We start from the raw sequence: 24,105 nt of genomic DNA on the forward strand, positions 1-24,105 counted from the left end.
AGGAGATAAACCGTGACGTGCCTTAGAATCCGACATTATTCGAGCAAGCTTGCCCTACCTTTATTACTGCTGCCAGTGTTCGCTGCTGGGTGTACCTCATCAAATACTTCTGTCCCATCCCCACAGCAGAGTGCTTCACCGCAGTCGCCAGTAGCAGCGCAGAATCCGAAGTCTCCACGGGTAGTGGCAACGTTTTTGCCGATTTATTGGTTTACCAAGGCAGTTGCGGGTAACAAAGCGCAGGTAGAAATTTTAGTGCCACCAGGATCGGAAGTGCATGAGTATCAAGCGACACCCGCAAACGTGCAAGCGATCGCCCAAGCAGATGTGCTGGTAAAAAATGGCTTCGGCTTGGAAGAATTTCTTCAAGAAACTATCAAAAATTCTGGAAACGCTCAGATTAAAGAAATTGATAGTAGTAAAAGCATTAACGCCTTAGAAGACGCCTCACCCGTGGTGAATGGTCAAGCAGCTAGCCACGAAGACCACAACCACGAGGGAGAAGCCGGTGCAAAGGCAGAAGAACACGACCATGCAGAAGGTAATCCTCACGTTTGGCTCGATCCAGTCCGAGCAAAACAGCAAGTAGAGAATATTCGGGATGGTTTAATTGCAGCCAATCCTGAGAACAAAGCGACTTATCAAGCAAACGCCACCGCCTACATTCAGCAACTGGAGGCGCTAGACAAAGAATTTCAGCAGCGTCTGCAACCTTATCGCGGTTGTACTTATGTCACCTTCCATGACGCCTATCCTTACATTGCTCAACGCTACCAGCTTCAGCAAGTTGCAGTAGTTCAGATTCCCGAAGATAACCTTTCGCCTGCTGACATCCAAAAGGCGGTTGGGGCAGTGAAAAAGTACAATGTTAAAGCCCTACTTGGCGAACCAGGAACTGACAATAAATTGCTTGAAAGTCTCTCTACCGACTTGAAATTAACCCTGAGAACCATCGATCCTCTGGAAAATGGCCCCCTGACTCCGGAGCATTATTTCACCGCGATGAAGCAAAATCTGCAAACCCTGGAAGCTGCCTGCAAGTAGACGTGAGAAACTCTGACACCCCTATCCCATCGCCAATTCTGAAAGTTGACGGCTTAACTGTATATCTAGGCAGCTATCTGGCGCTTCGGGATGTCTCTTTTGAATTGCTACCCGGAACTGATACAGCAGTAGTTGGCCCGAATGGTGCGGGTAAAAGTACGCTGGTGCAAGCAATTCTGGGATTAATTCCGCGAAGTGCCGGAAAAGTAGAAATTTTTGACCGTCCAGTTGAACGTTTGGGGCATTGGTGTCACTGGTTAGGCTATATGCCGCAAAATTTTATCTTTGACCGGAGTTTTCCAATTTCTGTCGCCGAAATGGTGGGGTTGGGATGGGCGAAGAAAAATCAGGAGTCAGGAAAACTCACGGCTCAAAACTTTTTGTCATTCTGGCGGAAAGATGAAAAGAAATCAGAAGCGATCGCATTTGCCTTGAAACGGGTAGACGCTTATCACCTGCGCCGTCAATCTATCGGTACTCTGAGTGGTGGGCAACTCAAGCGTGTTTTGTTGGCTTATTGTCTAGTCATGCCTCGTCAACTTCTAGTCCTGGATGAAGCGTTTGCCGGTGTGGATGTGCAAGGTGCAGCAGATTTTTATGCTTTGCTCAATGAACTCAAACGCGAGCAAAATTGGACGGTGTTGCAAGTTTCCCACGATATTGACATGGTAAGTCACCACTGCGATCGCGTTCTCTGCCTCAATCAAACGGTAGTCTGCACTGGCACCCCGGAAATTGCCCTTTCCCCTCAAAACCTGCTAGCCACTTATGGCCCAAGTTTCAGTCGCTATCATCATCACCACTAAAAAGAATCAAAATGCTAGGAGTTTTTAATATTTAATTGGCTTCATCCAAATGTTCTGCAACAGAGCGATAGAGGTCTAAAACGTGATTATCTTGAAGGCTATAGAAGACCTTGCGCCCACGCTTGCGGTAGCTAACCAGTCGCAGGGCACGTAAGGCTCTCAACTGATGGGAAACCGCTGATTCGCTCATTGCCAGCGCTCCTGCCAAGTCACACACACACAGTTCTTTGAGTGCCAAAACTGATAGAATCCGCAGGCGATTGGCGTCTCCTAAGAGACTAAAGAACTCCGCCATTCGCTGGGACTTCTCGGTGCTGAGAATCTGACTTTGCAATTGGTGAACGTTATCTATGTCAACCGGATGTGGCGGATTACAATTTAAAGTTTCTGTCTTCTGAAGGTCGCTATTTACAGCTTCATCAGATGAAAGTTGCACTGACATTTCTCAAGCTATAGGTAGATACTCTTATCGTAACTGATTCGCTGACGTGGATGGAAAGCTCATGACTCTCCTAGATTGGTCGATCTCATTTCATTTTCACTGGCTAGCGATCGCGGATAGCGCTAACTTAATCACCTTGTTGCAGTTTCCCTTCATGCAACGAGCGATCGCAGGTGGCGTCCTGATGGGACTTCTCGGCGGATTTCTTGGCAGTTTTGTCACTTTGCGCCAATTGTCTTTTTTCAGCCACGCCGTTGGTCACGCGGCTTTAGTCGGGCTGGTGATGGGAGTCTTATTGCAGCTAAATCCCACCTGGATGCTACTACCCTTTACGGTAATTTTTGGTCTAGCGGTTCTCTACTTGATTGATCAAACCAATCTCGCCAGCGACAACATCCTCAGCATTGTGCTATCCGGTGCCTTGGCAATTGGCGTCATCCTCAGCAGTTTTATCCAGGGATACCGAGGCAACCTCTTAGGCGCTCTATTTGGGGATATTCTCGCAATTAATAACACCGACTTGGTGCTGGTTTTTCTATTGCTTGTGGGCAGCGGTATCTTCTTACTGTCAACGCTGCGAGAGCAAATCTTATTGACGCTTAACCCCGATGTAGCAAAGGTTCAGGGTGTTCCAGTTCAGCTCTATCGCTACTTATTTGTTGTACTGCTGTCCCTGGCAGTTGCCGTTTCTATCAAAGCCGTAGGCATCTTACTCGTAAATGCCTTTCTAGTGATTCCCGCTTCTACTGCCAAGTTGTTGAGTCACCAATTTATCTACTTTCTCTGGCTCTCCGTTTTCTTGGGAGCGATGAGTAGCGTTGCTGGAATGATTGTATCCGGTCTTTTTAACTTTGCTTCTGGCCCTAGTATTGTTCTCGTCCAGTTTTTGCTGTTTCTAGCCGTTCTTGGCTGGGCAAAGCTGAATCTGCAAACTAGCTGAGACAAGTAAGGTTAGCGGGTTGTGGATTAGCCGGTTGAAGGTTAGCCAGTTTATGAGAACTTTCCACTGCTGTAAACCTTCAACCTTCAACTCTTGTAAGCTTTCAACCTTCAGTTAGCCGCAGTTACAGCCGTGATGGGAGCAGCCTTGTCCAGATTCGTGACCATTGGCACAAGCTTCGCCGCAGTAGTATTTACCACCTTTTTCCACCGCTTCGCTGATGGAAACAACGCACAGGCAAGATTCACAGGCACATTTCATCGAAGTTACGGTAGTCATCACTTTGTCCTAGTCAACTCTTCACTTACTATAACATCTGAACAGATATTCAGATATCCGTCCTTTTCAGGAATCGTCATAGAGATAGCGATACAGAGATAGCGATCGCCCTTGCTGGAACTGCGATCTCTGACAAAAAACAAAAATATTACCGAATCTGCCACTAGGGGCTTGTCAACACTGTCTAACTTTGTTAATTTAATAAAGCACCAAAAAAAGTGCGCCGGGATAGCTCAGTTGGTAGAGCAGAGGACTGAAAATCCTCGTGTCCGGAGTTCAAATCTCCGTCCTGGCATTTTCTAAAACATAGATTCAGCACAAATTTTAGCTGATTGTCACTGCTACATTCTTATCGGGATTCTGTAGAGTCTACATAAATCCTGATTAATAATAAATAGCTATATAGCGATAAATTAAGGAATTTAGATTCACGGCAACCCGCTTTTCTGCTGGATTGGCTTTGTCCTGCTCTTTCTGGTTTATTCGAGAGGTCTATGCAGTACGTACCGGATTGCGTAGTGATATTGCCGGAGAGCGTGCGATCGCGCTTAACAGACAAAATAAAATCCCTCTGCCAGTAGTACAATCTGGAAATCCGGGATTAGTGGCTCTCCAAGAGCGCGTGAAAGCAGCGCCTCTTGGTTAGAGTTGGCTTAACTCTAATATCCACGCAATCGGGCTTGCCAAAACCACTTGGTTTTGGCAAGCCCGATTAATTTACGCGAACTTTTGAAACCCGCGCAAGTGGATTTAGGCAAATTTCACTCGCACTTGTTACGACAGCGCAATATTATAATTTCTGTTTAGTTTTTAAGACTTCTATGTAAGCGATGGGAAGAACCACAGGCCAGAAAACTGTTGCGACCGTCAAAGTGATAAAAGAGGAAAATCTTTCTTCCGTATTCCAACTGCGATCGCGCTTAAACAATTCTAGCCAGAGGGTAAACAAAGTAGCAGCTATCAACAGGTAAATCACTTCTATACAGATCATAAGTTTATCCGGAGTCCTTTATCTCTCTCTATTGAGCATTCCCATACCAGAGATCGAGAATTTTTATTGCTTAACAAAACTTAGCACTGAGGCATTTTCTCCCCTTCTCAGAGGCAAAGCCTGTTATGCCAACAACAGGAGCAAGTTATGTCGAAAATTAATAATTCAAGGACCTAGTAACGAACCATCAAGGTTGTTGCTAAAGTTAATTTTTGCTTTGCTAGGTCGCTCTATTACTTATCAACGCTTGCTTTGCCATTTACGCAAGCAATTCCGAGATTACACACGTTCCCTCCAACCGTAGGCAGTAGAAAGCGCAACAAGCAACAGTGCGTTAGTCCGGAAATCTATAAAAATTGAGGCGCTTCTACAAAAGCCCCATACAGCCATTAGCTCAAGTATGACCGTCAAGCTAAAGGCAAGAAAAAACGAAACGTACTACCCTTTCCCAGTTCACTTTCTACTTCAATCTGACCGCCTTGCAATTCGAGCAACCGGGAGGAAATCGCTAAACCGATGCCGGTTCCTCTAGAATTTTGGCTTCGAGACTGTTCAGCCCGCCAAAATCGCTCAAAGATATGCGGCATATCTTCTGGTGCAATTCCTTGACCCGTATCAACTACAGCAACCCAGAGGCGTTTTGGTTCAGTCCAAGCTTTGACCGTAATCGAACCAGCACTGGTATATAGCAGCGCATTTCCCAACAAATTGACCAGAACCTGCTCCACACGGTCAATATCAGCTAAGACCGGGGGCATCTGGGGCGGACAATCTAAGCGCAGCACCGGGCCATCTTCCAGCACCTGGTCAGAAAATTTTTCCAACAGGGACTCTAATAAAGGTCGTAGATTAACTGGGTGGAGATTAATTGGTAAATACCCTGCCTCTGCTTTAGAGAGTTCCTGCAAATCATTGACTAACCGCTCTAGCCGAGTTGTTTCCCTCACCAACTGCTGGTAAACTTCTGGCGATGGCTCAATCCTGCTGTCAGCCATCTCTTCCAAGTACCCGCGAATCACAGTTAGGGGCGTTCGGAGTTCATGGGTCAGGTCGCTAATCAGTTCTCGCCGCCGCTGTTCCACACCTTCAAGACTAGACGCCATGCGGTTAAAACTAGAACCCAGGCGGTTGAGTTCGGGAATTTCACTTTTTGGTAGTCGCTCATCTAGATGCCCAGCAGCAAACTTGCGGGTAATTTGTTCCATCTGGGTCAAAGGCTGGGTAATTCGGCGAGATACCCAGTAACTCAAGCCACCAGCCGCCGTAGCACCCGCAATAAATGACAAGAAAGTGCTGCGACTCCAAGCTGTTTCAAATCCTCTCACCAGCTGCCTGCGAGCATAGCGTACCTGTATGCCACTGACTTCGATTTGTTCGAGCTGGACGATAAAGAAGCGGGGAGAAGACAGTTTGCTGATAACGAGTAGACTACCCACTCCTACCATCATTACTAGAAGATGGGAAAGAAACAAGCGCGATCGCAGTCCCATTTTATTCCAGGGCATTTTATAGAGGTGAATCTTCAAACTTATAGCCCACACCAACTACTGTCTTAATAAAGGTAGGATTCGCTGGGTCTGGTTCAATTTTTTTCCGCAACCGAGCCACATGAGTATCCACCACCCGTTCATCGCCAAAAAAATCGTTCCCCCAAAGCTTCTCAATGAGTTGCGTTCGGTTCCAGACGCGACTGGGATGACTGATAAACGTTGTTAAAAGATTAAATTCTAAGGTAGTCAAATCAAGTGCTTCCCAAGGATGGGGACTCAGTTGACGAGAGGCAGAGTGCTGCTCTACATCAACCGTGAAATGCTGAGTGCGATAAACCTGATGTTGTCCGCCCTGACGCAGGCTACGCCGCAGTAACGCCCGAACTCTGGCAACCAGTTCTCTAGGGCTGAACGGCTTGACAAGGTAATCATCAGCACCCGTAGACAGACCAATTACCCGGTCAATTTCTTCCCCTCTAGCCGTTAGCATCAAAATATAGGGATCTTTCGCTCCTGGTTTCTGCCGTATTCTGGCACACACTTCCAGCCCATCCAAACCAGGTAACATCAAGTCGAGAATGATTAAATCTGGTTGTTGCTCCTGAAAAACTTGTAGCGCTCTCAGACCATCGCGACTCAGATGACAGGAAAACCCCTCTTTTTCTAAAGTTATTTGGATGAGTTTAGCAATTTCCGGTTCATCCTCAACAATCAAAATATCCATATTGCTCAAGAAACATATAAAGATAATAAAAAAATTCTTTCTATGTCATTTTAAATTCATCCATCTGGTGCAGAACCAGCAAATAATTCTGCAAGGATTGGATTCAGTGATGATAAACTATGAAACCTTAACTTACTCAATCCTAAGCTAAGTAATGTTAAACCAGTTCCTTCTGAGATTCTCAATACTTCGATAGTTCTAATGGTAATTCGGGGCTTTGATAGGCTCCAAGCGATCGCACTTCTTTCTCGTGCGAATACACCAAACTCAGACTCAGCAGGCATCTTAGCCTATCATTTTGTACCTCGCTAGAGTTCAAGCCGCTGTAGTGCAAATGGTGAAAACGCGCTACCGAACGTTAACATAGCCCCAGCGTTGGGCAATCAAAGACAAGGCTTCCGGGAGTTGAGAAGCTTGTAATATTGAGCTAAGCTACTTGGATAAGTTTAATATTTGCTTTAGCTATAGCGGTTACTTTTTGAATATTTGGTTTAGCCACAATGGTTACTTTCAGAACCCTGATAATTAAGAATTAAGGAATTTAATTTTTAATCTTTTGGACGCATTGCCTCTCGACCTAGCATCATCATTCCCGCAACGCCCAAGCAGACAAACCAAATATAGTGATACCAATATTCCCTCACCTGCTCAACAGGGCTAAGTTCTGGATGCAAGAGATACAGATAAAGCAGCAACAAAACCAGAAAAAGCGCCCCAAATCCCGAAAAAGTCAAACCAATTAGAATACGAGCTGGTTTCAATTCCTCATCGCTGATTTCATCCAAGTCAATCTCTGCCAGTTGGTTGAGAGATTCATCAGCCACCTCGGAAGCATCTTGCAAACTGATTGCCACTGGCGGCGGCAACACCGGCGACAGAGTTGCTAAGGTTTTGCGTCGCAGCAACCCTTCGGTGTCTCGCAGAAACTCCAAAGGTGTTAGCGTGGCAGCTCCAAAGGCGCTTCGCTCTGGTGGTTCAGCAAATTCAGTTGCTTCGGGAATTGAGGTTGCAGTAACTTCTGGTTCAAAATCCATCGCTTATTTCAATCCCTAATCGGAATTATAAACTTATGCCGACGCCTAACATTCTTTTAACCTGAAACCCTTTGTCATGTCACATCAAATTTGTCAGATTTTGTAGAAACTGCCTCGCGCTGCCAAGCCGCCGAGACAGTTTCTAGGAAACAATCAAAGTGGTGAATTTTCTAAACTTAGACGACACCGATGCAAGGAATAAAGTAGCCCACCCTATCCCCTAAAAGCCCAATTTTTCCAACACTGGATGAGTCGAGACAATGTGTCTATCCAAACCGAGCTGCTTCGGGCTAATCCCCAGCGCCAGAGAAATTAACTGGGGTAAATGCAGCACTGGCAAACCTAACTTATGCCCGATCGTTTTTTCAACCTCCGGTTGACGAGAGTCGAGATTTAGATGGCACAGGGGACAAGGCGTCACCATACAATCAGCACCTGCATCGAGGGCTTCTTGAATATGCGACCCAGCCATCTTGAAAGATTGCGTGGTGGCATAGCTGGAAAGAGGCCATCCGCAACACTGGGTGCGTCCTCGGTAGTAAACTGGCGTCGCCCCTACTGCCCGAAACACATTTTCCATCGATTCGGGTTGGAGAGGGTCGTCATAGGGGATATGAGTTTGGGCGCGGAGCAAATAGCAGCCATAAAATGCCGCACACTTCAAGCCAGCTAGTTTGCGGCTAACTCGATTTTGCAACTCCTCTAGTCCATAATCGGCGACTAATGCCCAAAGCAGATGTTTGACTTCTGTACTGCCTTGATAAGGAGAACAGCCTTCTTTCTTCAGTAAGCCATTCACCTGTTCTATATAAGCCGGGTTTGATTGTTGGGAGTCCTTCAAACGCTCATCTACATGACCAATGACGCCCTGGCAGGTACTGCAATGGGTTAACAACGGCAGATTCAGTTCTTCTGCTAGAGCAATATTGCGAGCGTTTACCGTATCTTCTAGCAGTTGAGAATCTTCTTTGTAGGTACCAGAACCACAACAAGCAGCTTTTTTTAGCTCAATCAGTTCGATGCCCAGGGCTTGGGTGAGGGCTGCTGTAGACTGGTAAAGCTCCCGGCAAGCGCCTTGAGCAACGCAGCCGGGAAAGTAAGCATATTTAAGAGTCGGGGATGCCATATTTTGACGAAAGACCAAAGGCAATTCAGAAGGACTGAGAATTTCAGGACTGTTAGCGTAGCGGGGCGTTAGCTCGGACTGAGCAGAGGAATGTCAGGAATCAGGAGGAGCAAAAAATTACTTTTTTCTTTTTTTCACTCAGTCCGCACTTTCACGCCTCTACGCTAACAGTTCTCAGCACTCCCTTTACCCCTATCATCGCTTGTCCATCCCATACTGGGGGCAACTGGTGACATTCGTTTAAGTTTCAATAGAACAGTGCCACTTGGAGAAGCGACTATCTATCGCTTTTGTTGTCCCCTCTTTCAGATAAGATGAAGAGATGCTTAGAACCGTATAACCCTAAGAACATAGCTTGAGGGAATGGGTAGAGGATCAATATGAGCCAAGAGGAAATTTTTGCAAGAGTCAAGAAGATTGTGGCGGAACAACTGGAGGTTGCACCCGACGAAGTCACGCCACAAGCTAACTTTGCTAACGATCTGGGAGCGGATTCCCTCGATACGGTTGAACTCGTAATGGCATTGGAAGAAGAGTTTGATATCGAAATTCCAGACGAGGCAGCTGAGCAAATTGCCACCGTTCAAGCCGTTGTGGACTACATCAGTGGCAAAGTGGCGGCTTCGGCATAAATAATCGTGCTGAATGCTGTAGGGGCGGGTAAAGAAGAATTTTCTTCGGGCGCGTTAATTAAAACTAATTAAAACTCGGTGCAAAACTCGCCCACAGGGAAGTCCTAAGTTGAAAATAACAATAGATACTTAGTTCTGAGTCTTCTTTCCTCGGTCCTATTACTGTTTTGCGTTTTGGGTGCAAAACCCATCTATTACTGGCATAATGACAAATTTTGAACGGAAGCGCGTTGTTGTAACAGGTCTCGGCGCGATTACACCGATAGGCAACACTTTGACAGATTATTGGTCAGGGTTGTTGAGCGGCACAAATGGCATTGGTCCGATTACATTGTTCGATCCTTCCCGGCATGATTGTCGCATCGCTGGTGAAGTCAAGGGATTTGACCCCCACACATACCTGGAGCGTAAGGAAGCAAAGCGGATGGATCGCTTTGCTCAATTTGCGGTAGCTGCGAGCAAGCAGGCGATCGCAGACTCTCAATTTGTCATTAATGAGCTGAACGCAGAACAAGTCGGCGTCATCATTGGCAGCGGGGTGGGCGGTCTTAAAGTGTTGGAAGACCAGCAAGAAATCTACTTGAGTCGTGGTCCCGACCGCTGTAGCCCGTTTATGATTCCCATGATGATTGCCAACATGGCAGCGGGTTTAACGGCAATCCACACGGGTGCCAAAGGGCCAAACTCTTGCCCGGTGACAGCCTGTGCCTCTGGCTCTAACGCGGTGGGAGATGCCTTTCGCCTAATTCAAGGGGGATATGCCCAAGCGATGATTTGTGGTGGCAGCGAAGCCGCCGTGACACCTTTATCGTTGGCTGGATTTTCTTCAGCACGGGCACTTTCGACGCGCAATGACGACCCGGCTCATGCTTGTCGTCCTTTTGATCGCGATCGCGATGGCTTTGTCATGGGTGAAGGCGCTGGCATTTTAGTTTTGGAAGAACTGGAACACGCCTTAAGCCGTGGCGCTCGGATTTATGCAGAAATTGTCGGCTACGGCATGACTTGCGATGCCTACCATATGACTGCACCCGTTCCAGGTGGTGAAGGAGCTAGTAGAGCCATGCAGCTAGCTTTGAAAGATGCAGGATTGGCTCCCGATCGAGTTAGCTACGTCAATGCTCATGGAACCAGCACACCAGCCAACGATGTGACTGAGACAGCAGCAATCAAAAAAGCTTTAGGTGAGAGTGTTGCCTACAAAGTGGCGGTTAGCTCCACCAAATCGATGACGGGGCACCTGCTAGGGGGTTCTGGCGGGATTGAAGCAGTTGCTACGGTGATGGCGATCGCCCAAGACCAGATTCCTCCCACCATCAACCTGGAAAACCCCGATCCGGGTTGTGACCTGGATTATGTCCCCAACAAAAGTCGCTCTCAAACCGTCGAGGTGGCGCTGTCGAACTCTTTCGGGTTTGGCGGTCACAACGTGACACTCGCATTTAAAAAGTACAGATAGGGGCGATAAAAATATCAGCGGGTCGGGTGAGGGGAAAAAAATTTAATCCTTCACCCTTTATAATTTATCCTGTTTCTCACAAAGTATGGGATCTCCCATTCCGAATCGACATGGGGTAAGCAAGACCACTATTTCGATGGAATGGCGATCCCTTAATACTGCCCACGACTTGCCCATCCATCCGGCTAATGGGATGATCGGTTAATGGGTGCTTAGGGCGATCCAGAGCATTCAACTTCCCGCTCAGCCAATTAGCGTGCTAAACCGTCGTTAAGTAGAAGAGATTATGGCCGTTGCAACCCAATCACTCGAAGAACTTTGTATTAACTCCGTCCGCTTTCTGGCGATTGACGCCGTAGAGAAGGCAAAATCAGGGCATCCAGGGCTACCGATGGGCGCGGCTCCAATGGCATTTGTGCTTTGGGACCGCTTTATGCGGTATAACCCAAAAAATCCCAAATGGTTCAATCGCGATCGCTTCGTCCTCTCTGCCGGTCACGGCTCCATGTTACAGTACGCCTTACTGTATTTAACTGGTTACGAAGATTTAACGATTGAAGACCTCAAGCAGTTCCGGCAGTGGGAATCGAAAACTCCCGGTCACCCGGAAAACTTCATGACTCGAGGCGTAGAAGTCACTACAGGTCCCCTCGGTCAAGGAATTTCTAACGCTGTAGGCTTAGCAATGGCTGAAGCTCATCTAGCAGCTAAATTTAACAAGCCCGATCATACGATCGTAGACCACTACACTTATGTAATTTTGGGTGATGGTTGCAACCAAGAAGGCGTCTCTGCCGAAGCTTGTTCCCTAGCCGGACACCTGGGGCTGGGCAAACTGATTGCCCTGTACGATGACAACAAAATCACCATCGACGGTCACACCGATTTATCGTTCACCGAAGATGTCGGCAAGCGCTATGAAGCCTACGGCTGGCACGTCCTAACCGTAGAAGACGGCAACACCGACCTAGAGGCAATTCACAAAGCAATTGAAGCCGCTAAAGCTGTTACTGATAAGCCTTCATTAATTAAAGTTGCCACTACCATTGGTTACGGTTCTCCCAATAAAGCCAACACCCACGGCGTACATGGTTCTGCCTTGGGTGGGGATGAAGTGAAAGCAACTCGCGAGCATCTGGGTTGGGAATACGAGCCTTTTGAAGTTCCAGAAGATGCCCTCAACCATTGGCGCAAGGCAATCGAGCGCGGTGCTAAGTATGAGGAAGAGTGGAATAAAAACTGGGAAAATTACAAAGCCAAATATGAAGAGGAAGCTGCTGAATTAGAACGGCTGATTAGCAACAAACTGCCAGAAGGTTGGGACAAAGTTCTCCCCACCTACACCCCAGAAGACAAAGCAGATGCTACCCGCAATCACTCTGGCAAATGCTTGAATTCTCTAGCTGGAATTTTACCCGAACTCTTGGGTGGTTCAGCTGACTTGGCTGGTTCCTGCATGACCTTAATCAAGAGTTCTGGCGACTTCCTCAAAGGTCACTACGAAAATCGCAACCTGCGCTTTGGCGTCCGCGAACACGGTATGGGAGCGATTTGTAATGGCATTGCCCTGCACGGCACAGGTTTGATTCCCTATGGAGCAACCTTCTTAGTCTTTGCTGACTATATGCGGGCAGCAATTCGTCTCTCAGCTCTCTCCCATGCGGGCGTGATCTGGGTAATGACCCACGACTCAATCCAGTTAGGTGAAGATGGCCCTACTCACCAACCTGTGGAAACGATTGCCTCCCTGCGGGCTATTCCCCAGCTAACGGTAATGCGTCCTGCTGATGGAAACGAAACCTCTGGTTGTTATAAAGTGGCGATTGAGGCAGCTAACCAGCATCGTCCGACCCTTCTGGCGCTGTCTCGTTTAGCACAGCCCAACTTGGCTGGCACTTCGATTGAAGGCACCACTAAGGGTGGTTACATCCTTTCCGATAGCGATGGCACACCTGAGATTATCTTGATTGGCAACGGAAGCGAACTGCAACTTTGTGCCAAGGCAGCAGACCAGTTGCGCGGTGAAGGGAAGAAAGTCCGTGTCGTTTCCCTGCCCAGCTGGGAGTTGTTCGACGAGCAGGATGAAGCTTACCGGGAATCTGTATTACCCAAGGCTGTCACTAAGCGCCTAGCTGTAGAAGCCGCTTCTAGTTTCGGCTGGTGCCGTTACCTCGGAAATGAAGGCGCGATGATTAGCATTGACCGCTTTGGCGTTTCTGCTCCAGGGCCAGTTGCTCTAGAGAAGTTCGGCTTCAATGTTGATAACGTAGTCGCGAAGGCGAAGGCTCTGTTGGGCTAATAGCTAGGAAATAGTCTCTTGTAGGGTGGGCTGAAAAGTCCCCCCTTTTTTATTCACATCTGAGTTAAGTAGGGGTGGGCAATGCCAGAACCTCACCCTAATCCCTACCTGCTCTTGGCAAGGAAAGCTGGAGCCGCAGGCTCTATCAGGGTAGGGTTGCGCTTAATGGCGGGGAATCAGGCGGATTTAACATGGCATTGTCACTTCGATTGATTCCCATCTTCTACTTCAGGAAAAAAAATTTCAATTTGATTGTGTGTGCCGGTTGAAGAATTGTCTACTGCTAGAGGCAGTAGTTGTTTGGACTTCAAAGCGCGATCGCTCGTTTTTCCCCAAGCCGCAAGTGTTGATACAGCAAGGAGTAGCCAACTACATCGGCTAAAAAAGAACACAGAAATAGCATCAGGGTAGAAAGTCGGCTAAGAGAGTGACACAACAACGATTGTGGGCTATGCAAAAGTTTCTTATTTTAAGTAAGTACCGCAACAAGAACACGCTGATCGCTCAATCTGAGCGATTTAGGCGTAAATCGAGCAAATATTGAAAATAAAGAGCGAAAGTCATGCAAAAAGACCTGAACTACCCAATGATGGCGATTGTTAACGATTTAGATGCTCTGATGACCGAAATAGATGAAAATCCACAACTCTCTTCATGGGTCGTTCGTCTGGTACTCAAATCAATTAAAGAAAAAGCCAAGAGAATGGCTACCGAGACAGCGCCTCAATCAATTTATTTGAATCAGCCTCCTTATCTCGATGCTTTTGCCAACTCATCCACACTCAACACCTCACAAATCAAAGTATTACGGCAGCTACGGTAGATTGTATACGGCGTGCGATCGCATCGCATCTGTCATTCACCCGGCTTTTCTAGCTGCAAAGGCACGTAATACTCGGAAGATATTAGAAAAATCATCTGTCCACAGAGGCGCTGATTTTGTTTCCGGGATGGGTTGCCAGCGCGAGTCACTGACGAGATTGCCCAAATCTTTTTGATTACGAGCAAATAGCACCCAGTGAGAAGGAGATTTCCCGATTTCCCGCTCAGATTCAGAAATATCTGCTTCTCTCTGCCTCAGTGTAGACAATCCTAAATCCTGAGCTAAAGCGCCCAAAACCGGCTCAAGATTCAGGAATCGATTAGAAATGTTAATGACAATTAACCCTTCTTTAGCTAACTTACTCAAGTAAAGCTGAATGGCTTCCCTCGTTATTAGGTGGATGGGGACTGAATCCGAGCTAAAAGCATCCATGAAAATCAGGTCATAGCGATTATCTGGAACTTCAGTAAATCGCAACCGAGCATCCCCTAAAACTACAGATAATGGCGCTTTTGAATTCTGTAAAAAGGTGAAGTAACGAGTGTCACGAGCTAATCTTTCAATAGTCGGATCGATTTCATAAAAAGTCCATTGTTGCCCCAATTCTGAGTACGCAGCTAGCGTTCCAATTCCCAACCCTAGCACCGCAACATTTTTTGGAGGTTTTGTTTGATTCAAAGAGCTAAATAATTGCCCAATGGGACCAGTAGGATAAAAATAAGTTAAAGGTTCATTGTGCCGTTTTGGGTCGAGACTTTGTTTCCCATGCAGGATGGTGCCATGCAGAAGGCTATGATAGCTGCCGCGCCTATCATCTAAAACCCGATAGACGCCAAAAAAGCTGCGTTCGGTATCGAGAATACCACCGAGAGTTCCTATCGAAAACTGGCTAATTAAAACAACCAAAACTAAGCCTAAACCAAACCGAATTGGATGTAGCTTAAAGGCGTAAAAAATGCCAGCTAGGATGCTAAAACCGATAAGGTCGCCTATCAGGTTATTCGTAAAATTCTTGCCAGTAAAACCAACCAGCAAAGTGCCGATTAAAAGACCTAAACTGATGGGAAAAGTTAAACGTCGCTGTAGGTTAGATAGGGGATCGTCTGCCTCCTTAGAAGTTTGCATAAGGAGGAGACAAAGCACCATAATCAGAGGATACTCCAGGACAGATTGAAATAAAAGCGGAGCCGCGATCGCATTAAATAATCCACCGAGGACACCCCCAACAGAAATCCACAGATAAAAATTAGTGAGATACTGCGTACTGGGACGACTTCGAGTCAATTCTCCATGAAAAACACAAGCCGCCACAAAAAATCCCGCCAAATGTAAGGGGAATAATACCCATATTGGCTGCATCGCCTGAATCAAAAATAAAATTATTAGTATAGTCAACCATAAAGGTAAAATTGCCACTAAAGCTTTATGAGGCAAAAGTGGTTTACGGGCAAAAGTTAAAATAAATGTTAATAGATAAATTGCTAAAGGAATTGCCCACAAAAGCGGAATTGCTGCAATGTCTGTCGTTAGATAAGTGGTAACTCCTAGAAGTAAACTAGAGGGTAAAAATGATAGTAATACCCATTGTGCTTTCTGTCGAATCGTGGGAGTTTCTTCTGTAAGCGCGGATTTGTTGCCTAAATTGGCGTCCCCAGAAGCATTTTGAATAAACCCGGCGTTACCTGCTTGTAAACTGTTGAATTTTTCAGGCGATCGCCATAGGCATACTGCACATCCTAGAGTGAGCAAAACCAATAATCCGTAACCGATTGTCCATAGCCAACTTTGGTGTGTCAGCGAAAAATTTGGTTCAATTAAGATGGGGTAGCTGAGAACCCCTAACATACTGCCCAGGTTACTCGCAGTATACAGGAAATAAGGATCGGAACTCGCTGGGTGTCCTGTCTCAGCAAACCACTTTTGCACTAAAGGCGCAATGGTAGCAACCACAAAAAAGGGAAATCCGACACAAAAAAGCAGCAAAACTAACAGCCAAGGGATAGGATTGGCATCATGAGGAGGAATCCAATTCTTAGCAGGAGTAATGGGTAAAAATGCTATTGGTAATAGCAGAAAAATAGTGTGAAGGATAGCTTGTTTGCGAATCCTAAACCAACTTGTTGTGATGTGGGAATAGCCATAACCTAGTAATAAAATCGCTTGGAAAAAGAATAGGCAAGTGTTCCATACTGATGGAGATCCGCCTAATAAAGGCAGAATCATCTTGGCAACCATCAATTGTACCCAGAAAAGGAGGAAAGCACTAACAAAAAGGGTGAAAGAAAAAAGAATAATCAAAAGCACTGCTCCTTTGGTAGATAGCTGAGGCTTACATTAATTATATTTGCAACCGCCCACAATGCAATTCAGTTTGTATAGCTAATTAAAAAAATCCAGTTTTTATTCTATTAATTCGTTTAATCTTGACTTAGTTTTTTTAATGTATACTTATGTCACATTGAGCTTCAATTTTTGGCCGATTTCCCACTTTTTCTCAAAGGTAAAATCAGTCAATTCGTTGTGATTTTGCACCAACTCATAACTGATGCAGATATCGTCTTGGCGCGTCGGTTCAACTAGCGATCGCGCTCTATCCCTTCATCCCTCACTCCGCGCATCCCTCAAGCCTTCTAGGAAGCCGCGTTGAGCGTGCGATCGCATATTCTCCTCGCTCAATTCCATCAAGCACACCAATTCATGTCCTTTGTAATATTCTGGATTCCGTTCTAAAAAGTAGCGCACATCTGGTTTATGCTGAAATCCTTCTTTAATCTCTGCCCAGCTTCCTCGCAAATGCCCTAGCGACGAGGAAAAGCGAATTAACCCACTCGCAGGATCGTAGTCATCTCCAAATTTTGTCTGAGCTAGGTAATCCATCAACGCCTGATAATTTACTGGGGTTGGATATCGCCAAGTCGGATAAAAACGTTGGGCAAATACCGACAAGTAGCGATACGTCCGGTATCCCTTAACAATTAGAAACCAATATAAAGGTTGCTCCATTGCTTCGCCTTTAATCTTCCCAGCCAGACGACACCACGCCAATGGCAGGGTTTGTTCTCCCCAATATTGATGATGGATAATCGTATCGCCGGAGAAAATAGCACGTTTCGGCTTTCCTTCAAATTCAAACGAAAGAATCGCCAGTGTGGAAAAACCCTGAAGTTTTTCCTCTTCATTCCACAGCAGGATTACATAATCTTTGTTACTCAAATCCTGTTGAAAAATTTCCCAACTGCTGCCATCGTAATACTGAGTATATAAGTCATACATCAATCGGATTAGGTACGTTTGGATTTTTGATTTAGGGACAACTTCAGCTTTTAAACGGTTCATAGAGTCAGAAAATAGCCAATATAAACTGCTGGATTGTCAGTCCATCATAACAGTCTAATTTCTGAGTAGGGTCTAAAAAGGCTGGCTACCATGTAAACGCTTCCTAAAGCTGTCAGAACAGGGGTCAGCTAAATTAAGTCAAGTAACTTTTAATCAAAAATATCCAATCTGGGATTTTAAAGTTAACGATCGCTGTCTGCTCAAGCCAGGTTTCATTTTTTACTGCGCTCGCCCATCATTGGGAGTAGAGAGTGAATGACGCAACAAATACCAAAACACAGCTAAATTTACCGAAAAAACTGCTAGCTTTAGTAGCGATATTCTGCGGAATAGCTCAAAAATTTCAGGTGGAATACTAATCCCTACCAGTACCAAAACTAATATTTTTGCCCAACCTTTTTGATACCACAGACCAATTCCCTCAATCGCAGTTAAAATCGCGTAGAGTCCAACAGCTATGCTGGTAAACTGCAAAGTTTTAGGGTTAAAATTCAAAATTTTGTCCAGAGTCCATTTAATAATGTCTAATTTACCTTCTAAAGCACAAGATTCTGAAAAATCAACCAAAAGCTGATGTTCTTTGACTGTTAATCCTAAAGCGATCGCAATCACCGCAAGCAGTAAAGCACTGAAGATTTTGTAAATAACGATTGCCACTAAACCCGCTGGGCGCTTAGTAATATTTTTCACATGAATTACCCGTGATTTTGGTGAATGAGTCAGCCGCTTCTGGAACACCCGAACAATTAGGCACTCGCTTACGTTTGATCGTATGCGGGCGAGTGGGGCAAAGCTGCTCCTTTGAGAGGTATTCCAAAAAGTAGATATCTCCTCTCTAGCCCCAAGAATTTTCATTAGAGTGCAACATCAACGTCACAAGCACGTCACATGAGATGTCTAGATTAAGAGATGTAGAGATGTTAAACAAAGCATCTATACAGGCAAATTTACATAGCGTTTTCACGCGGACGCACTTGGTAAACCAGCGGATAACAGAGCTGTATTCACCAGAGCCAAGCGTACAGAATTTTAACTTCCTTGTCGCAGGTGTCAACAATGAAAAGCAAACAGCAAGATAGCGATTATAATTCCAGGCAACCCAACCAGAAAGGATTTGACGCTTCGGCACCTAAACCCTGGCAAAAGGCAGCCACCTATGTATCGCTGGTGCTGCTGGGAGCTGGTGTCACCTTCTCAGGCGGCTATCTGGGGTCAAATACCCTGCTGTCCTCCAAGGAGTCTACTTCTAAAGTGTCTCTAACCCCAGGAGTTGCGGTTGCTCAGGCACAACTACCACTTAGCACAGACACTAACTTTGTTACAGAAGTTGTGGACAAGGTGGGACCAGCAGTGGTGCGGATTAATTCTTCCCGCACGGTGACACAACAACTCCCTGACGCTTTCAATGACCCCCTCTTCCGCAGGTTCTTTGGCGCTGAGTTGCCGACTGGCCCACAAGAGCGAGTCGAACGGGGTACGGGATCGGGCTTTATTATCAATACGGATGGTCAAATTCTCACCAATGCCCATGTAGTCGCTGGTGCCGACACTGTAAACGTCATTCTCAAGGATGGGCGCACCTTTACAGGTAAGGTGATGGGTACAGATCCGGTAACAGATGTCGCCATCGTTAAAATTCAGGCGGATAATCTGCCGACGGTGCGTTTGGGTGATTCAGATCGGCTGAGACCTGGGGAATGGGCGATCGCTATCGGCAACCCCTTGGGTTTAGATAATACCGTCACAACAGGGATTATTAGTGCCACCGGACGCTCTAGCTCTCAAGTCGGCGTTCCCGATAAGCGGGTAAACTTTATCCAAACAGATGCCGCGATTAATCCGGGTAACTCAGGCGGGCCACTGCTGAACGCCAAAGGTGAAGTGGTTGGGATGAATACAGCGATTATCCGGGGTGCCCAAGGATTAGGCTTTGCGATTCCTATCAATACCGCTCAACGCATTGGCAATCAGCTGGCGACGACTGGCAACGTGCAACATCCTTATCTGGGCATCCAGATGGTGAAACTCACGCCTGAAGTCAAACAGCAAATCAATGAAGATTCCAACAGTCGCGTGAATATCAATGCGGATCGCGGCATTCTTGTCGTCAGAGTCATGCGAAACTCCCCCGCTGCCAATGCAGGGTTACGCACGGGAGATGTTATCCAAAAAATCAACGGTCAATTGGTCACAGACACAGACACAGTACAACAGCAAGTAGAAAGGAGCCAAGTGGGCAGTAGTTTACAGATGGAGGTGCTTCGGAATGGGCAAACGATTAACCTACCTGTAACCACTGCGGCTCTCCCGACCCAGAGCGAGTAGTGTGTTAATAGCTTTCTCAATCAGTCAGTAAGACAAGGTTTCTGAGGATGGGTATTTTGCCCATCCTTTTTGTATGTATTATCAGATTCCATAAGGGCATGGCGCAAATACGCCCCTAGATCGGGAATGGGAGGTTAATAAATTCACGATCTTTCAAGTCTCCTCAACTCAGAAAATTATCCAACCCTAAGCACTACCTACTAGCAAGGTAGCTGAGGGGTTGATGAAGCAGGAAATGAACGCTCAAAAAGCGGTAGATGAGTCAAACTAAAGAGGCTAGGTGCTTTCAGGATGAGAGATGGTGACAATTGTTGTGGGTTTCAATGTGCTGCTCTCGCTGATGCTGTTGTATGTTGCCTGGAAAATCCGAAAACTGCGATCGCGTCTGGCAAAAATTACAAAGATTGTACTCGCAGCCGAACGGAATACTTATAAAGTGTTACGGGGTGCCCCCAAAACTCTTTCTAAAGGTCAGCTTGGGGTTAATCGGCTCACAGAGCGATATCAGCAACTCGATCCTCAACTACAACGGGTGCAAAAAATTTTGGCATTGTTCGGTTTGGGACAAAAACTCTGGCTGCGGAATAAGCCAAAGTCCATAGGAATAACGCAGCGCTTCTGGCGCAGAAGTTGAAACTACCCAAACCACTGCTGTTAAGATAAGGGCGATTTTCTTTTTCCGAAGGTACTCGTATTGTTGTCTGTACCAACGACGGATTAAGGAAAACTGCCTAAAATTGGAATTAAGACATAGAGACTAGAAAATGTCAAACAACCGTGCTGGATCATTTATTGGTGGTCTGCTGCTAGGCAGCGCTCTTGGAACCATTACCGGATTATTGGTTGCCCCTCGTACAGGTCGAGACACGCGGCGGCTGTTAAAAAAATCTGCCGATGCCCTACCAGAATTAGCCGAAGACCTATCGACCAGCGTGCAACTGCAAGCTGACCGCCTCTCAGAATCAGCACTGCGAAACTGGGATGAAACGCTTTTGAGATTAAAACAGGCGATCGCTGCTGGAATTGAAGCATCTGCACGCGAACAAGAAGCACTCAAACAAATCACGGATGAAGAAGTCCAGGCTGATGCACGCCCCCTTGTAACCACAGACGATAGGCGATTGCAAGAGTGACTGAACCCTTATTTTGGTTAGGATTGTCGGTTTTACTGGTGGCGGTTAGCTTAGCTGCCGTCTTAGTATCGCTGCTGCCAGCGGTACAAGAATTAGCGCGGGCAGCTCGCAGCGTAGAAAAGTTAGCAGATACGCTAAACCGAGAAATGCCCCCCACACTAGAATCAATTCGCCTGACGGGTTTGGAAATTAGTGACTTGACAGATGATGTCAATGAAGGCGTCAAGAGCGCCAGTCAAGTTGTTAAACAAGTCGATCAAAGCATTAGCGGTGCTAAGAAGCAGGCTCAAAACGTGCAAGTTGGCACCCGCAGCGTCTTTGCCGGTGTCAAAGCTGCTTGGAAAACTTTCAAGCGTCCTACGGGAGGGCGTAGGTCAATCGATCGTTTGGCACCAGGGCAAAGAAATGGTTTTGAGCCTCGTGGATACGGTGATTCTTATCAAGACACTGAAAATGCCTCCACTTCTCATAAAAATTATCAGGAGTGGGAGTCGTCAGACTCAGAAGATTATTAATACAGATGCCGTTGAGAATACCAGCTATGAGAAAGAATCAGGGAAACTCAGAACCGACCGATTCTGCCACTGACTTGCTACTAGAGGATCGTTCATCAAACCGCAGACGAAACACCCAATACAACGGTGTTTTTGCCCTGATTTTGATCAACCTAGTTATCTTTATTGCTGACCATATTCTCAGCCTCAATCTTCAAGGTTTATATCTCAATCATGCCCGCCCAGCCTTTTATCAGTTCTTCACGGCGATGTTTTGTCATGCCAGCTGGGCGCACTTGTCGGGAAATCTATTTTTTCTTTATATCTTTGGTCGCCTAGTTGAGGAAGAGGAAGGGATCTTCGGGGTGGTCGCTTCCTACATCATCTGCGGACTGGGCGCTAGTCTGATGAGTTGGCTTTTCCAGCATGGGCCAATCTATTCTTTAGGGGCTTCGGGAGCCGTCTTTGGCTTATTCGCGGTCAGCGTGTTGATTAAGTTGAGCTGGAATTGGCGCAAAGTCTTGGAAGTTCTGATTCTGGGTCAGTTTGTGATTGAGCGAGTGTTCTTTGAATTTCAACAAACTGGGATTCAAGACGGGGTAGACCATTTTGCTCACTTAGGAGGCGCTGTTGTAGGAGTAGCGCTGATTATGGGTTTGATGCGGCTTGACCCCACCCGGTTTGGGAAAACTTAGTTAGTGCAGTAGACATCGCAGTAGACATCGCACCAGAGCAGCACAAGAGTCAGGGGTGATTCCATGCAACATCAAAGCTGGCATGGAATCACCCCTTTTTTCTCTTCCCTCTCCCCTTTTCCCTCAGCCCTCAGTCCTTATCCTTAGTCCTTTTCCCTCTCCCCTCCTGAATAGATACCCCTAGAGACTCCTTGTATTAAAATATGGTAAACAAGTGTAAAGAAATATTAGTTTACCTAACCCATTCGCTTTTAAAGAAACCGAACTGCCAATGAAGCCTCTTCCTAAACAACGAATTGTGGCATCTTTAGTCGCATTTTTCCTGGCTTTGTCCATTTGGGCGATCGCTCCCGTTGCTCACGCCTATAACAATCCCGACTTACTGCCGGAGACTCCTACCCCGATCATTGACTTAGCCAAAGCCTTGACAAATATTCAGGAAGAGGGATTGGTCAAAAACATAGAGAGTTTTGAAGCAGAAACAGGTTGGAAGCTGCGGGTATTAACTCAATACGACCGCACCCCTGGTCTTGCCTTAAAAGATTATTGGAGCTTGGATAATAAAAGCGTGTTGCTGGTTGCCGACCAACGCGGCGGTAATATTCTCAACTTTAATGTAGGCGATGACGCTTATAAACTCATGCCCCGAACCTTCTGGATTGAGTTGCAAACGCGCTTCGGCAATCTCTACTTCGTGCGCGAAAATGGCGAAGACCAAGCCATCATTCAATCATTAGAAACCATTCAAACCTGTCTGCGTCAGGGAGGTTGCCGGGTTGTACCCGGACTGCCCAGAGAACAGTGGATTCTCACTCTAATTACCTCCATTGTGGGCGGAATTATCTGCGGCTTTGCCGCTGTACCCCGCAAAGAGGGACAAATTTTTGCATGGCAGTGGGCTTTAATATTCTCTCCCTTGTGGGGAATTCTATTCATTGCTTTTGGTCTCGGCCCCGTTGTCACTCGGACCTCGGAGTGGTTGCCCCTGTTTCGCAACTTCGCCGGTTTTTTCATCGGTGCTTTAGTCGCTTACCTATCACCAATGATCGTTCAGTCTTCGGCTCCGGAAACTTGAAAAAATCCGTCAGTGGCTAGAATATTTCCAGGCTTTGCCAGAGAATGAGGGCAAGAGGCAAGAGGCATCCCCTCACACCTCTTGCCCGGAAAAAGCTGATATCGCAATCCTATTTGATTTGTCAGATTTTTTTAACGAATTGCTAAACATACCTGCATACAGCAAGAAGATTTCATAACATCTTTCTATCTTCTTTCTCTTCCTTTATTTCTTTGTCGTTTAATAACACTCTTTTGGTTTTCAAAAATCATTTCGGACTGCTAGCTGGTAAGCTGATAGCTAAAAGCTGAAAGCGAATCGCTATGGAATGGCACGTAACGGATGCCCAAAGTTTGGCAATCATTGACCGAGAAATTGGCGACCACATCTTCTCACCAGCGGAATTTGAGATTGTGCGTCGAGTCATTTACGCAACCGCTGACTTTGAATATCGGTCTTTAATTCGCTTTTCTGAGCGGGCACTCCAAGCTGGCGCAGCTGCTTTGGCAGCCCGTAGTACCATCGTGGTAGATGTGCCAATGGTGCAAGTCGGCATTAGCCCCACGATCCAAAGTACTTTTGCTAATCCGGTGTATTGCAGTATGGAAGCCCTAACGCGGCCCCAAAAAGACAAAAGCCGCGCTGCCTGGGGAATCGAAACCCTCGCTAGACGCTATCCAGAAGGAATTTTTGTGGTAGGTCAGGCTCAGACGGCTCTCATTTCCCTGGTCGAGCTAATTGAGGCAGAAGAAATTCGACCAGCATTGGTGATTGGCACGCCTTCGGGATTTGTGGATGTGGATGTTGCCAAGGAACGGCTGAATGATTCGCTAGTTTCTCACATCCGAATTGATGGACGTAAAGGTAGTGCGGTGGTAGCAGCGGCGATTGTCAATGGTTTAGTGGACTTAGCATGGCAAGCTTATGGGCAGGATACGAATGGTGTCGGCTAAGGGCAGGGAGGCGGGCATTAGCCATT

The 24,105-nt window shown here is 46.4% G+C and carries 27 protein-coding genes and 1 tRNA gene; 17 read left to right on the top strand and 11 right to left on the bottom strand.

All coding sequences use genetic code 11. From position 1 onward, the window contains the following. The first annotated feature begins 12 nt into the window (after window positions 1-12). A complete protein-coding gene (locus NC994_RS05440) occupies window positions 13-1,044 on the top strand; it encodes a zinc ABC transporter substrate-binding protein (RefSeq protein ID WP_190413891.1) in 1,032 nt (343 codons plus the stop codon). 23 nt (window positions 1,045-1,067) lie between these two features. Further along, window positions 1,068-1,850 (top strand): ATP-binding cassette domain-containing protein, encoded by a 783-nt coding sequence (locus NC994_RS05445; RefSeq protein ID WP_190438714.1) that lies wholly within the window; start codon window positions 1,068-1,070, stop codon window positions 1,848-1,850. 31 nt (window positions 1,851-1,881) lie between these two features. Here the strand turns inward: NC994_RS05445 and NC994_RS05450 are convergent, their stop codons facing one another. Next, window positions 1,882-2,292: a metalloregulator ArsR/SmtB family transcription factor gene (locus NC994_RS05450; RefSeq protein WP_190413889.1), complete on the bottom strand. Its 411-nt coding sequence runs from the start codon at window positions 2,290-2,292 to the stop codon at window positions 1,882-1,884. A gap of 61 nt (window positions 2,293-2,353) precedes the next feature. On the opposite strand from NC994_RS05450, the gene NC994_RS05455 reads away from it, so the two are divergent. Then, on the top strand, window positions 2,354-3,232 hold the full coding sequence (locus NC994_RS05455) for a metal ABC transporter permease (protein ID WP_190413887.1): 879 nt from the start codon (window positions 2,354-2,356) through the stop codon (window positions 3,230-3,232). A 114-nt stretch (window positions 3,233-3,346) separates the two neighbouring features. Here NC994_RS05455 and NC994_RS05460 read toward each other — a convergent pair whose 3' ends face one another. Continuing rightward, entirely contained in the window at window positions 3,347-3,511 is a 165-nt protein-coding gene (locus NC994_RS05460; RefSeq protein ID WP_190413885.1) for a metallothionein, read from the bottom strand. Between the two features lie 222 nt (window positions 3,512-3,733). Here NC994_RS05460 and NC994_RS05465 point away from each other — a divergent pair. Continuing rightward, window positions 3,734-3,806, top strand: a tRNA-Phe gene (locus NC994_RS05465). Between the two features lie 165 nt (window positions 3,807-3,971). After that, window positions 3,972-4,157, top strand: a complete 186-nt coding sequence (locus tag NC994_RS05470; RefSeq protein WP_190412996.1) for a hypothetical protein — start codon at window positions 3,972-3,974, stop codon at window positions 4,155-4,157. Between the two features lie 144 nt (window positions 4,158-4,301). Here the strand turns inward: NC994_RS05470 and NC994_RS05475 are convergent, their stop codons facing one another. The 5 genes from NC994_RS05475 to NC994_RS05495 form a co-directional block, all read right to left on the bottom strand. Then, window positions 4,302-4,502: a hypothetical protein gene (locus NC994_RS05475; RefSeq protein ID WP_190412997.1), complete on the bottom strand. Its 201-nt coding sequence runs from the start codon at window positions 4,500-4,502 to the stop codon at window positions 4,302-4,304. Window positions 4,503-4,909: 407 nt separating this feature from the next. Next, entirely contained in the window at window positions 4,910-6,007 is a 1,098-nt protein-coding gene (locus NC994_RS05480) for a HAMP domain-containing sensor histidine kinase (RefSeq protein WP_190438515.1), read from the bottom strand. 1 nt (window position 6,008) lies between these two features. Beyond that, window positions 6,009-6,716: a response regulator transcription factor gene (locus NC994_RS05485; RefSeq protein ID WP_190412999.1), complete on the bottom strand. Its 708-nt coding sequence runs from the start codon at window positions 6,714-6,716 to the stop codon at window positions 6,009-6,011. Window positions 6,717-7,264: 548 nt separating this feature from the next. Continuing rightward, a complete protein-coding gene (locus tag NC994_RS05490; protein ID WP_190438517.1) occupies window positions 7,265-7,750 on the bottom strand; it encodes a hypothetical protein in 486 nt (161 codons plus the stop codon). A gap of 220 nt (window positions 7,751-7,970) precedes the next feature. Further along, window positions 7,971-8,876, bottom strand: a complete 906-nt coding sequence (locus tag NC994_RS05495) for a CoB--CoM heterodisulfide reductase iron-sulfur subunit B family protein (protein ID WP_190438519.1) — start codon at window positions 8,874-8,876, stop codon at window positions 7,971-7,973. A 380-nt stretch (window positions 8,877-9,256) separates the two neighbouring features. Here NC994_RS05495 and acpP point away from each other — a divergent pair, with 380 nt between their 5' ends. The 4 genes from acpP (at window position 9,257) to NC994_RS05515 (ending at window position 13,479) form a co-directional block, all read left to right on the top strand. Next, complete coding sequence (acpP, locus tag NC994_RS05500; RefSeq protein WP_190413002.1) at window positions 9,257-9,508, top strand: acyl carrier protein; 252 nt, start codon at window positions 9,257-9,259, stop codon at window positions 9,506-9,508. Between the two features lie 205 nt (window positions 9,509-9,713). Then, entirely contained in the window at window positions 9,714-10,967 is a 1,254-nt protein-coding gene (gene fabF / locus NC994_RS05505) for a beta-ketoacyl-ACP synthase II (RefSeq protein ID WP_190425191.1), read from the top strand. Window positions 10,968-11,253: 286 nt separating this feature from the next. Further along, a complete protein-coding gene (tkt, locus tag NC994_RS05510; RefSeq protein ID WP_190413004.1) occupies window positions 11,254-13,266 on the top strand; it encodes a transketolase in 2,013 nt (670 codons plus the stop codon). Between the two features lie 81 nt (window positions 13,267-13,347). Then, entirely contained in the window at window positions 13,348-13,479 is a 132-nt protein-coding gene (locus NC994_RS05515; protein ID WP_277877581.1) for a hypothetical protein, read from the top strand. 94 nt (window positions 13,480-13,573) lie between these two features. On the opposite strand, the gene NC994_RS05520 is transcribed toward NC994_RS05515, so the two are convergent. Continuing rightward, window positions 13,574-13,723, bottom strand: a complete 150-nt coding sequence (locus tag NC994_RS05520; RefSeq protein WP_190413005.1) for a hypothetical protein — start codon at window positions 13,721-13,723, stop codon at window positions 13,574-13,576. Window positions 13,724-13,828: 105 nt separating this feature from the next. On the opposite strand from NC994_RS05520, the gene NC994_RS05525 reads away from it, so the two are divergent. Beyond that, on the top strand, window positions 13,829-14,089 hold the full coding sequence (locus NC994_RS05525; protein WP_190413006.1) for a hypothetical protein: 261 nt from the start codon (window positions 13,829-13,831) through the stop codon (window positions 14,087-14,089). A 36-nt stretch (window positions 14,090-14,125) separates the two neighbouring features. Here the strand turns inward: NC994_RS05525 and NC994_RS05530 are convergent, their stop codons facing one another. The 3 genes from NC994_RS05530 to NC994_RS05540 form a co-directional block, all read right to left on the bottom strand. After that, entirely contained in the window at window positions 14,126-16,312 is a 2,187-nt protein-coding gene (locus NC994_RS05530; RefSeq protein ID WP_348225573.1) for a fused MFS/spermidine synthase, read from the bottom strand. Between the two features lie 375 nt (window positions 16,313-16,687). After that, window positions 16,688-17,425: a hypothetical protein gene (locus NC994_RS05535; protein WP_190438524.1), complete on the bottom strand. Its 738-nt coding sequence runs from the start codon at window positions 17,423-17,425 to the stop codon at window positions 16,688-16,690. 219 nt (window positions 17,426-17,644) lie between these two features. Next, complete coding sequence (locus tag NC994_RS05540; RefSeq protein ID WP_347276601.1) at window positions 17,645-18,115, bottom strand: DUF2127 domain-containing protein; 471 nt, start codon at window positions 18,113-18,115, stop codon at window positions 17,645-17,647. 366 nt (window positions 18,116-18,481) lie between these two features. On the opposite strand from NC994_RS05540, the gene NC994_RS05545 reads away from it, so the two are divergent. From NC994_RS05545 to NC994_RS05575, 7 genes are all read left to right on the top strand, one after another. After that, the gene (locus NC994_RS05545) at window positions 18,482-19,750 is read left to right on the top strand and encodes an HhoA/HhoB/HtrA family serine endopeptidase (protein WP_190413012.1); all 1,269 of its coding nucleotides are present in this window, start codon (window positions 18,482-18,484) and stop codon (window positions 19,748-19,750) included. A gap of 298 nt (window positions 19,751-20,048) precedes the next feature. After that, a complete protein-coding gene (locus tag NC994_RS05550; protein ID WP_190438529.1) occupies window positions 20,049-20,384 on the top strand; it encodes a hypothetical protein in 336 nt (111 codons plus the stop codon). A 130-nt stretch (window positions 20,385-20,514) separates the two neighbouring features. Next, a complete protein-coding gene (locus NC994_RS05555; protein WP_190438532.1) occupies window positions 20,515-20,883 on the top strand; it encodes a YtxH domain-containing protein in 369 nt (122 codons plus the stop codon). Then, entirely contained in the window at window positions 20,880-21,398 is a 519-nt protein-coding gene (locus tag NC994_RS05560) for a DUF948 domain-containing protein (RefSeq protein WP_190438533.1), read from the top strand. Before NC994_RS05555 ends, NC994_RS05560 begins: the two co-directional genes overlap by 4 nt. A 26-nt stretch (window positions 21,399-21,424) precedes the next feature. Then, entirely contained in the window at window positions 21,425-22,072 is a 648-nt protein-coding gene (locus NC994_RS05565; protein WP_190438535.1) for a rhomboid family intramembrane serine protease, read from the top strand. Between the two features lie 271 nt (window positions 22,073-22,343). Continuing rightward, window positions 22,344-23,147 carry a TPM domain-containing protein gene (locus tag NC994_RS05570; RefSeq protein ID WP_190413017.1) on the top strand — a complete coding sequence of 268 codons (804 nt, stop codon included), beginning with the start codon at window positions 22,344-22,346 and terminating at the stop codon, window positions 23,145-23,147. Window positions 23,148-23,449: 302 nt separating this feature from the next. Further along, window positions 23,450-24,079 carry a precorrin-8X methylmutase gene (locus NC994_RS05575; RefSeq protein WP_190413018.1) on the top strand — a complete coding sequence of 210 codons (630 nt, stop codon included), beginning with the start codon at window positions 23,450-23,452 and terminating at the stop codon, window positions 24,077-24,079. Window positions 24,080-24,105: the final 26 nt, after the last annotated feature.

The sequence above is a fragment of the Trichocoleus sp. AS-A1 genome, from assembly GCF_039962015.1.
Taxonomy (GTDB): Bacteria; Cyanobacteriota; Cyanobacteriia; order Cyanobacteriales; family FACHB-T130; genus FACHB-T130.

Bases quoted from the DNA above. Each gene is read 5' to 3' on its own strand.
- NC994_RS05530 (WP_348225573.1), bottom strand. From the start codon at position 16,312: ATGATTCTGCCTTTATTAGGCGGATCTCCATCAGTATGGAACACTTGC.
- NC994_RS05485 (WP_190412999.1), bottom strand. From the start codon at position 6,716: ATGGATATTTTGATTGTTGAGGATGAACCGGAAATTGCTAAACTCATC.
- NC994_RS05525 (WP_190413006.1), top strand. From the start codon at position 13,829: ATGCAAAAAGACCTGAACTACCCAATGATGGCGATTGTTAACGATTTA.
- NC994_RS05455 (WP_190413887.1), top strand. From the start codon at position 2,354: ATGACTCTCCTAGATTGGTCGATCTCATTTCATTTTCACTGGCTAGCG.
- NC994_RS05515 (WP_277877581.1), top strand. From the start codon at position 13,348: ATGCCAGAACCTCACCCTAATCCCTACCTGCTCTTGGCAAGGAAAGCT.
- NC994_RS05450 (WP_190413889.1), bottom strand. From the start codon at position 2,292: ATGTCAGTGCAACTTTCATCTGATGAAGCTGTAAATAGCGACCTTCAG.
- NC994_RS05570 (WP_190413017.1), top strand. From the start codon at position 22,344: ATGAAGCCTCTTCCTAAACAACGAATTGTGGCATCTTTAGTCGCATTT.
- NC994_RS05535 (WP_190438524.1), bottom strand. From the start codon at position 17,425: ATGAACCGTTTAAAAGCTGAAGTTGTCCCTAAATCAAAAATCCAAACG.
- tkt (WP_190413004.1), top strand. From the start codon at position 11,254: ATGGCCGTTGCAACCCAATCACTCGAAGAACTTTGTATTAACTCCGTC.
- NC994_RS05565 (WP_190438535.1), top strand. From the start codon at position 21,425: ATGAGAAAGAATCAGGGAAACTCAGAACCGACCGATTCTGCCACTGAC.
- acpP (WP_190413002.1), top strand. From the start codon at position 9,257: ATGAGCCAAGAGGAAATTTTTGCAAGAGTCAAGAAGATTGTGGCGGAA.
- NC994_RS05460 (WP_190413885.1), bottom strand. From the start codon at position 3,511: ATGACTACCGTAACTTCGATGAAATGTGCCTGTGAATCTTGCCTGTGC.
- NC994_RS05550 (WP_190438529.1), top strand. From the start codon at position 20,049: ATGGTGACAATTGTTGTGGGTTTCAATGTGCTGCTCTCGCTGATGCTG.
- NC994_RS05475 (WP_190412997.1), bottom strand. From the start codon at position 4,502: ATGATCTGTATAGAAGTGATTTACCTGTTGATAGCTGCTACTTTGTTT.
- NC994_RS05575 (WP_190413018.1), top strand. From the start codon at position 23,450: ATGGAATGGCACGTAACGGATGCCCAAAGTTTGGCAATCATTGACCGA.
- fabF (WP_190425191.1), top strand. From the start codon at position 9,714: ATGACAAATTTTGAACGGAAGCGCGTTGTTGTAACAGGTCTCGGCGCG.
- NC994_RS05545 (WP_190413012.1), top strand. From the start codon at position 18,482: ATGAAAAGCAAACAGCAAGATAGCGATTATAATTCCAGGCAACCCAAC.
- NC994_RS05555 (WP_190438532.1), top strand. From the start codon at position 20,515: ATGTCAAACAACCGTGCTGGATCATTTATTGGTGGTCTGCTGCTAGGC.
- NC994_RS05480 (WP_190438515.1), bottom strand. From the start codon at position 6,007: ATGCCCTGGAATAAAATGGGACTGCGATCGCGCTTGTTTCTTTCCCAT.
- NC994_RS05490 (WP_190438517.1), bottom strand. From the start codon at position 7,750: ATGGATTTTGAACCAGAAGTTACTGCAACCTCAATTCCCGAAGCAACT.
- NC994_RS05495 (WP_190438519.1), bottom strand. From the start codon at position 8,876: ATGGCATCCCCGACTCTTAAATATGCTTACTTTCCCGGCTGCGTTGCT.